Source organism: Pseudomonas sp. 3MA1 (assembly GCF_029237275.1).
Classification (GTDB): domain Bacteria; phylum Pseudomonadota; class Gammaproteobacteria; order Pseudomonadales; family Pseudomonadaceae; genus Aquipseudomonas; species Aquipseudomonas fluorescens_AP.
Genome location: NZ_JAACFX010000010.1, coordinates 230,600 through 240,721 on the forward strand (window position 1 = coordinate 230,600; position 10,122 = coordinate 240,721).

Consider the following 10,122-nt stretch of genomic DNA (forward strand, 5'->3'; position numbering starts at 1 on the left):
GGTTTGCCCGGCTCCGACAGTTGAGGGTTATGCCAGCCAGATTGGCCACATCGACGCGCCCATGCGCGAGCCTTCCGGCCAAAGCCCAACAGCTCCCACAAGGGAGCTGTTGGGCCTCGCGTCAAATGCGCCGCTTGCGTTCAAGCGTCGGCACACTGGATTGCGGCACCACCACGTGCTCCACCTGCCCCACCGCTGCTGCCATGGCGGCCAGCGTCGGTTGGGCGAGCAGCACGCGCAAGTCAGCGTCCAGCCCTTGCTTGCGCATCTGCTCAACCAGGCTGACCGCCAGCAACGAATGCCCACCCAGCTCGAAGAAGTGGTCATGACGCCCCACCTGTTCAACCTTGAGCAGCGTTTGCCACAGCTGCGCCAATGCCACTTCCACCGGCCCCTGGGGCGCCTCGTAGGCACGGCTGAGCAGCGCGTCCTGGTCCGGTGCGGGCAAGGCCTTACGGTCGACTTTGCCGTTGCCGGTCAGCGGCAGGCTGTCCAGGCGTACATAGGCCGCCGGTACCATGTACTCCGGCAACTGCCCCTGCAGACGGGCGCGCAGCGCCTCGATATCCAGGCTTTCGCGTTCGGTAAAATACGCCACCAGACGCTTGTGCCCCGGCTCGTCCTGACGGGCCAGCACCACGGCATCCTTGACCCCGGGGCAGCCGGCCAAACGGATTTCGATCTCGCCCAGTTCGATACGGAAGCCACGGATCTTCACCTGCTGGTCGTTGCGCCCCTGATACTGCAACGTACCGTCGGCGCGCCAGGCCACCAGGTCGCCGGTGCGGTACATCAGGCCGCCGTCGCTGAACGGGTCGGCGAGGAATTTCTCCGCCGTCAACTCAGCCCGGTTGAGGTACCCCAGCGCCACACCCTGGCCGCCGACATACAGCTCACCGGTCACCCCGACCGGCACCGGTTGCTGATGCGCATCAAGCACATAAGCGCGGCTGTTGCCGACCGGTTTGCCAATCGGAATGCTGCCCTCATCCGCCCGGGTGATCTCATGGGTGGTCGAGAACGTGGTGGCCTCTGTCGGGCCATAGCCGTTCAGCAGATGCTGTGGGGCACCGCCTTTGAGTACACGGGCAATCACGCTCGGGTCCAGCACATCGCCGCCGACGATCAGGTACCGCAGGCGCGCAAAGGCTTCCAGCAAACCCTCGGCGTACTGATGGAACAACCCGGCGGTCATCCACAGCACACTGACGGCCTGCTGCTGCAACAGAGCGGCAAACTGCTGTTGCGCCAAGAGCTTGTCCTGGTCGATCACCACCACCGCGCCGCCATTGAGCAGCGGCGCCCAGACTTCCAGGGTGCTGGCGTCAAATGCCGGGTTGGACGCGAACGCCACGCGGTCGTGCTGATTGAAATCGGCATAGCCGTTGTTGATCACCAGTCGTGTGATGGCTCGATGCGGCACCCGCACCCCCTTGGGCGTACCGGTGGAGCCGGAGGTGTACATGATGTACGCCGCCGCCTCGCTGCTGACCACGAGCGCCGGGTTGTCATCAGACAAGTGGCGCAAGTGCGTCTGATCCAGATCGAGCCGCTGCACCTGCAACGCCTTGCCCAGCCCGGCGTGGCTCAACAGTAACGTCGCCTGGCTGTCGCTGAGCATGAAGGCCTGGCGTTCGACCGGCGCATTGACGTCCAGCGGCACATACACCAGCGCGCATTTGCTGAGGGCCAGTTGGCTCACGAGCAGGTCAATCGAACGTTCCAGCAGCACGGCCACGCTTGACCCCGCCGCCATCCCCAGGCTGGCCAGGTGATGGGCCAGACGGTTGGCACGGGCGTTCAGCTCGGCATAGCTCAGCTGTTGCTCGCCATGCTCCGCCGCCACGGCCTGCGGCTGCGCCTGTGCCCACGACTCGAACACCTGGTGCACCGGCGTGCTCGCCGGATAGTCACGTGCGGTGGCATTGAACCCGTGCAGCACATGCCGGCGCTCCTCTGCGGGCAGGATCGACGAGTGCTGGAAAGCTGCGTGGGGTGCCTGCTCCAGGGCATCGAGCAGATCGCCCAGTACCGTGGTCATGTACCCCAGCACGCGCTGTGCACCGACCGACCGCGGCGCCAGGGCATTGACCCGGAAGTCCTCGCCCACATCGTCCACCGAAAGAATCAACGGATAGCTGTCGACCCCTTCACCGCCGATCATTTCGATCCCTTCCCATGCCGCCCGGCTGGCGTCGCTGACGCTGGCCGAGCCGTGACGGTAATTGAGCAAGGCACTGAACAGCGGCGCCGGCGCGGCAACCCCACTGCAGCGTTGAGCCAGGGTCAATGACGCATGCTCATGGGCGAGCAACTGGCTCAAGGCGGCATGAGTACGCTTGACGGCCAGCGACACACTGTCATCGCTCAGGCGCACACGCAGCGGCAAGGTATTGATGAACATGCCCAGGGAGCGGTCGGCGCCTTCGCCGGCCTGCAAGCGGCCGAGCAACACCGTGCCGAACACCACGTCGTCGCGCGCCGACAGCGCGCCGACCACCTGCGCCCATGCCCAGTGATACAGGCTGGCCGCACTGACCCCCAGTTGCCGCGCCTGCTGACGCAGACGCTGGCTGAACACCGCGCCCAGCCAGTGTTCGGCCTCTTCGCTGGGGTCGCGCTCGCTGTCGATGCGTTGCACGCCAAACGGCAGCGTCGGCTCGTCGACATCGCCGAGCATCTCGGCAAAGAACGCCTCGTGGGCCGCGCGGTCCTTGCCCTGCATGGCCTGGGCGACATAGTTGCGGTACGGCACCGACGCCCCCAGTTGCGCCTCGCGACCACTCATGTGCGCTTCGATTTCCGCCACCAGCACGCCCATGGACGTGGCGTCATTGACCAGGTGGTGGAAGCTGAGCATGCCGATCCAGCGCTGATGCTGCGGATCATGGGCGAAGCCCAGATGCATCATCGGTGCCTGGCGGATGTCCATGCGGTGACGTCCCAGGCTGAAGTGTTCGCGCAGTTGCGCCAGCACCTCGCCCGCTTGCGGGACGAACTCCTCGACCGTCAGCGGCGCCTCGCGCCAGACCACTTGCACCGGTGCTTCCAGTTGCGCCCAGAACAGGCCGGTACGCAGGATGTCATGGCGCGCGATCACCCGTTGCAGGGCCTGGGCAAACCCTTCCAGGCGCTGGCGGCTGTCGAACGCGAACAGCGCATGTTGCTGGTACGGGTCGCCCTGTTCGGCGCTGATATGGTGGTACAACAAGCCCTCCTGCAGCGGTGCCAGGGCATAGATGTCCTGCACGTTGGCCACGCCGCCCGGAACACTGGCGACAATCCGCTCGATACTTGCCTGATCCAGTGTGGCCAGGGGCAGCAGGTCCGGGGTGATGTGCGTGCAACCCGGCTCGATGCGATTGCGCGGCACCGCCACTTCATGACCGGCGCCCACGGAAGCGGCGAGCGCCGCCAGGGTTGGCTGGCTGAACAGCACACGGACATCGGCCTGCAACCCGGCCTGGCGCATCCGTTCCACCAGGCCCACCGCCAGCAATGAATGCCCGCCCAGTTCAAAGAAGTTGTCGTGACGCCCCACCTGCTCCAGCTTGAGCACGTCGGCCCAGATCTGCGCCAGGGTGGTTTCCACGTCCCCTTCAGGTGCTTCATAGCCACGGCTGATCAGCGCATCCAGCCCCGGTTCCGGCAGTGCCCGGCGGTCGAGCTTGCCGTTGGCGGTGAGCGGCATATGGTCGAGCCGCACATAGGCGCTCGGCACCATGTACTCGGGCAACTGCGCCTGCAACCAACCACGCAAGTCCTCGATCGACACGGCTTGGGTCTCGGTGAAGTAAGCCACCAGGCGCGCCTCCCGCGCCAGCACCACGGCTTCGCGAACCTGGGCATGCTCGCCCAGGCGGGTTTCGATTTCCCCCAGTTCGATGCGCACACCGCGGATCTTCACCTGGTCATCGTTACGCCCCAGGTAATCCAGTGTGCCGTCCGGCAACCAGCGCGCCAGGTCGCCGGTGCGGTACATACGCGCCTGCGGGTCGTGGCTGAACGGATCCTTGAGGAAACGCTCGGCGGTCATTTGCGCACGGTTCAGGTAACCGCGCGCCACCCCGGCCCCGGCCACGTACAGCTCGCCGGCGACACCGACGGGCACCGGCTGTTGCTGCGCGTCCAGCAGGTAGACCTGGGTGTTGGCCACCGGCCTGCCGATATGCAGCGCCTGCCCGGCCTCGACCACACCGGAGGTGGCAACCACCGTGGCTTCGGTCGGGCCATAGTTGTTGACCAGTTTGCAGCGCTGTGGCGTGTGGAACTGACGCAGGCGGTCGCCGCCGACCAACAGGGTCTTGAGGGTCGGATGTTGCAATGCCTGGCTGAAGGCGTACTCCGCCACCGGCGTGGGCAGGAAGCTGACGTCCAGCGGTTGCGCCAGCCACCACTTGAGCAGCGCATCAATGTCTTCGCCGCCCTCCCGGGCCGGTGGCAGGTGCAGGGTGGCGCCCACGCACAGGGCTGGCCAGACCTCCCAGGCCATGGCGTCAAAGCCGAACCCGGCAACGCTGGAGGTGTGACTCCCGTGCCGCAGCTCAAACGCGTCGCAGTGCCAGTTCACCAGGTTTTCCAGGGTCTGGTGCTCGACCATCACGCCTTTGGGCAAGCCGGTCGAGCCGGAGGTGTAGATCACATACGCCAGGTGCGCCGGGGTGAGCCCTTTGATCTGCGGGTTACCCTTCGACGGCCCTTGCCACAGGCGACTGTCCAGCTCCAGCACTGGCGCGGTCACGGTTGGCAGGCGTTGCGCCAGGGCGGGCTGGATCAGCACGGCCACGGGTGCGCTGTCTTCCAGCAGGTAGCTCAAGCGTTCGGCCGGGTGCGCCGGGTCGATCGGCACATAGCACGCGCCGGCCTTGAGAATCGCCACCAGCCCGACCAGCATTTCCAGGCTGTGCCGTGTGCAGATGGCCACGCGGTCGTCGGGCTGCACGCCCAGATCGAGCAACTGATGCGCCAGCTGATTGGCCTGCCGGTTCAACTCGCTGTAGGTCAGGCTTTGGCCCTGGTACACCACGGCCAGCGCGTGGGGGTACAGCTCGACCTGGGTTTCAAAACGCTGGTGAAGGGTGTGCCCGACGGGGAAGTCGATCCGCGTAGCGTTGAAACCGCTCAACAATTGCTGGCGTTCATGCGCCGGCAGGATCGACAGCTGATGCATCGGCGTGTCCGCCGCGTGCTCAAGCGCCTGGACCAGGCGCTCGACCACAGCCACGACATAGTCGCAGACGCGCTGCGCGCCCACCGAGGCCACCACCAGCGCGCTGAGGCTGAACGCCTGGCCCTGATCGTTGACGCTCAAGGTCAGCGGGTAGTTGCTGTGTTCCTGCGCCTGCAACAGTTGCATGCCTTGCCAGGCCTCGGCTTGGGCAGCGGACACCGGCGCGCCCTGGCTGTGCCGATAGTTGAGCAAGGCACTGAACAGCGCCGTGGATTGCGCGACGCTGCTGCAACGTTGCGCCAGGGCCAGCGAGGCATGTTCGTGAGCCAGCAGGCCGTTGAGCCGTGCATGGGTGGCCTTGAGCGCAGCCTGCACGCCGACACCTCCCAGGTCGACACGCAACGGCAGGGTGTTGATAAACATCCCCAGCGCCCGCTCCGCCCCGTCGCCGCCTTGCATACGGCCCATCAACACCGTGCCGAACACCACGCGCTCGGTACTCGACACCACGCCCAGCACCTGAGCCCACGCCAGGTGAAACAGGCTGGCGGCGCTGACGCCCAGTTGCCGCGTCTGCACGCGCAGGCGCCGACTCAGCCCGGCGTCCAGCGGCACATAGGCTTCCTCCACCGGCTCGTCATCGGCAATTCCTTGCAGACCAAAGGCCAGGGTGGGCTCCTCGATGTCCGCCAGCTGTTCGCGGAAGAACCGTTCGTGCGCCTGCTCGCTCTGCCCCAGGCGGGTTTGCGCCACATAGTTGCGGTACGGCACCGGGGCCTGCAACTGTGCCGTTTCGCCCATGAGGAAGGCTTGCATTTCCTGCTGCACCACCTCCATGGCCACGTGATCGAGGATCATGTGATGGAACAACAGCGTGGCGACCACGCGGCCATCGCTGGCCTCTTCGGCGTACAGCAGTTGCATCATCGGCGCCTGGGTCAGGTCCAAGCGTGGCTGCAAGATCTCCGGCGATCCACGCTGAACCGACAGCCGCGCAGTGCGCCACACCACCTGCATCGGTTGTTGCAGGCCTTCCCAGACCACGCCGGTGCGCAGGATGTCATGGCGTTCGATCACCTGTTGCAGCGCTGCGCTGAACGCATGCAAGCGCTCGATGTGCTCGAAGGCGTAGCGCAATTGCATGACGTAAGGGTCGCCGTGCACCGCGCTGAGGTGGTGATAGAGGATGCCTTCCTGCAAGGGTGCCAACGGGTAGATGTCCTGCACGTTGGCCGCGCCACCACTGACCGTCGCGACGATGCGCTCGATGCTCGCCTGGTCAAGGGTGGCCAGCGGCAACATCGACGGCGTGATGCGGGTGCAATCGGCCGGAATCAGATTGGCCGGTACCGCCTGCTCTTCACCCGCCCCCACCGACGCGGCCAGCGCCGCCAGGGTCGGCTGATCGAACAAGGTGCGCACGTCCGCCTGCAAGCCGGCTGCACGCAGGCGTCCCATCAGGTTGACCATCAACAGCGAATGGCCGCCCAGTTCAAAGAAGTTGTCGTGACGCCCGACTTGCTCTACTTCGAGCAATTCGCACCAGAGCCGCGCCAGGGCGATTTCAGTCTCGCCCAGCGGTGCCTCGTACTCGCGTACCAGCACCGACGCCCCGTCCGGGTCCGGCAGCGCCTGGCGATCGACCTTGCCGTTGGGGCTCAAGGGCAGCGCATCCAGCAGCACATACGCCTGGGGCACCATGTAACTCGGCAATTGCGCTTGAACCTGCGCACGCAAGGCCTGCAGGTCCAGGCTCGCCGGCGCACGGCAATAGGCAATCAGGCGCTCGTTGCGCACCAGCACCACCGCTTCGTCCACCTGGGCGTGGGCCGCCAGGCAGGACTCGATTTCACCCAACTCGATGCGCAAGCCGCGCAGCTTGATCTGGTCGTCGTTACGGCCCAGGTATTCGATGTTGCCGTCCGCCAGGTAACGCACCAGGTCGCCGGTTCTGTACAAGCGCCCGCCCGGGTTGAACGGGTCGGCCAGGAAGCGTTCGGCGGTGAGGTCATCACGCCCCAGGTAACCGCGAGCCACCCCGGCGCCACCGATGTACAGCTCACCGGCGACACCCAGCGGCAGCATTTGCAGGTGCGCGTCGAGGACATAAGCGCGGGCGTTGGCGATGGGTTTGCCAATCGGCACAACATCGAGTGGGCCGGCGTCATTGAAGGTCCAGGAGGTGCTGTCGATGGTCGCTTCCGTCGGCCCGTACAGGTTGACGATCCCGTGGCTGGTCAACGCACGAGCCTGCATGGCCAGTTGCGGGTCCAGGGCTTCACCACCGCTGAACAGGTAGCGGCAGCGCACGCCCGTCTCGGGCAATTGCACCAGCAGGCGCAACAGGCTCGGCACGAACTGGGCAATGGTCACGCCCTGCTCCACCAGCGTACGCGCCATGTGCTCGACATCCCGCGAAGCCTCGGCCGGCAGCAACACCAGGCGCGCACCGATGGCCAACGGCGTCCAGATCTCCCAGACCGAAGCGTCGAACGCCACCGAGGTCCGCTGCAGGATCCGGTCTGTGGCGTCGAAGCCAAAGGCACGGGTTTGCCAACCGATGTGGTTGACCAGCGAGCCGTGCTCCACCATCACCCCTTTGGGGCGACCGGTGGAGCCTGAAGTGAAGATCACATAGGCCAGGTCATTGGCCGTGGCCAGGGCGGGCGGATTGTCCAGCGGCTGCTCGGCCAAAGCGGCGTCCGCCAGGTCAACCAGCGGCATCGCCGTGTCGCCCAGCACGCTACGGCTGGCGTCCTGCACCAGCACCGCCAGCGGTTGGCTGTCCTGCAGCGCGAATGCCAGGCGTTGCGCCGGGTATTCGGGGTCCAGCGGCACATAGGCGGCGCCGGACTTGAGGATGCCCAGCAAGCCGACAATCAACTCCAGGCTGCGTGGCATGCAGATCGCCACGCAGCGATCGGCGCCTGCGCCAAGGCTGCGCAAATAATGGGCGACGCGGTTGGCCTGCTCGTTCAGCTCGCGGTAGCTCAACTGCCGGTCGCCCAGCACCAGCGCAATTGACCCCGGGGCCCGAGCGGCCTGGGCCTCGATCATCTGCACCACGGTGGTATCACGTGGGTAATCGGCGTCGGTGGCGTTGAACCCGAGCAGGGTCTCGCGCTCGGCAACGGGCAACACCGACAGTTGCGCCAAGGCCGTGCGAGGCGCGATTTCCAGTGCATTGGCCAGGTTGTCCAGGCTGATCAGCAGATAGTCCAGCAGGCGCTGCGCACCGATGGCGCGCGGTGCGCGCGCGGTCAGGCGGAACTCGCTGCCCAGGTCATCGACTTCCAGCACCAGCGGGTAGCTGACGATGCTGTCGCTTTCCAGCCCGACGATACCTTCCCAGGCCTGTTGGCTGTGTTCACCACCAGCCGTGACATGCCGGTAATTGAGCAGGCTGTTGAACAGCGGCGTTGGCGCGGCCACCGCGCTGCAGCGTTGTGCCAGGCTTAGCGGCGCGTGCTCATGGGCCAGCAATGCCGACAACCCGGCGTGGGTCTGCTTGAGTGCAGCCTTGACCTGCAGCCCAGCCATTTTCACGCGTAACGGCAAGGTGTTGATAAACATGCCCAAGGCCCGGTCGGCGCCCTCACCGGCTTGCAGACGGCCCAGCAGCACGGTGCCGAACACCACGTCATCCTGGCCCGACACGGCGCCCAGTATTTGTGCCCAGGCCAGGTGATACAGGCTTGCCGCACTCACCCCGGCCAAACGCGCCTGGGCCCGGATACGCATCCCCAGCGCTGCCGGCACGCTGCCGAGCACTTGCTCGCTGTTGGCGGCGTCCATGGTTTCGAGCAAGCCGAACGCCAGGGTCGGCTGGTCAAAGTCGCCGAGCATGTCGCTAAAAAACGCTTCATGGGCGGCACGGTCCTTGCCCTGGCGGGTTTGCGCCACGTAGTTGCGATACGGCACGCTGGCGGGCAACCGGTGCTGCCGGTCGAGCATGTGCGCTTCGATTTCGGCCGTCAGCACACCCAGTGAAGCGGCGTCATTGACCAGGTGATGGAAGACCAGCATGCCGATCCAGCGCTGCTGGCGGGGGTCATGGGCGACCCCAAGGTGCATCATCGGCGCGCGGCGCAGGTCCAGCGGGAAACGACTCGGGTCGAGTTGTTCACGCACTTGCGCAGCCACGTCGCCGTCTTCATCCACACGCAATGACGTGAGCCCCAGCGGCGCCTCGCGCCAGACCACCTGCACCGGCGTTTCCAGACCGTCCCAGACCAGCGCGGTGCGCAGGATATCGTGACGGGCAATCACCGCCTGCAGGGCTTGGGCAAACCCATCCAGACGCTCGCGGCTGTCAAATGCAAACAGCGCGTGCTGCTGATACGGATCGCCGTGGCTGGCGGTGACGTGGTGATACAACAGGCCTTCCTGCAACGGTGCCAGCGCGTAGATATCCTGCACGTTGGCCACCCCGCCCGGGACACCGGCGACCACCCGATCAATGCCAACCTGGTCCAGGTCGGCCAAGGGCAGCATGTCAGGGGTAATGTGCTCACAGCCCAGGCTGATGCGATTGGCCGGGGCCGCGGTCATGCGTCCGTTATCGACTGCCGCCGCCAAAGCGGCAAGGGTCGGCTGGCTGAACAACACCCGTACATCGGCGCACAGGCTGGCCTGGCGCATACGCTCGATCAGGCTCACTGCCAGCAACGAGTGGCCACCCAGTTCGAAGAAGTTGTCGTGGCGCCCCACTTGCTCGACCTTGAGCACGTCGGCCCAGATCTGCGCCAGCATGGTTTCGATCTCGCCCTGCGGTGCTTCGTAGCCACGGCTGAGCAGCGCGTCCTGATCCGGCGCCGGCAAGGCCTTGCGGTCAACCTTGCCGTTGTTGGTCAGCGGCAGGCTGTCCAGGCGCACATAGGCGGCCGGGACCATGTAGTCCGGCAATTGGGCGTGCAGATGATCGCGCAGCGCTTCGATGTTGACGTTTTCGC

Annotated in this window: 1 protein-coding gene; it reads right to left on the minus strand. The window is 65.8% G+C overall.

From position 1 onward, the window contains the following. Nucleotides 1-121 precede the first annotated feature (121 nt). Nucleotides 122-10,108, minus strand: coding sequence for an amino acid adenylation domain-containing protein (locus GWQ44_RS24760; protein WP_345894553.1), 9,987 nt, complete (start codon nt 10,106-10,108; stop codon nt 122-124). Nucleotides 10,109-10,122: the final 14 nt, after the last annotated feature.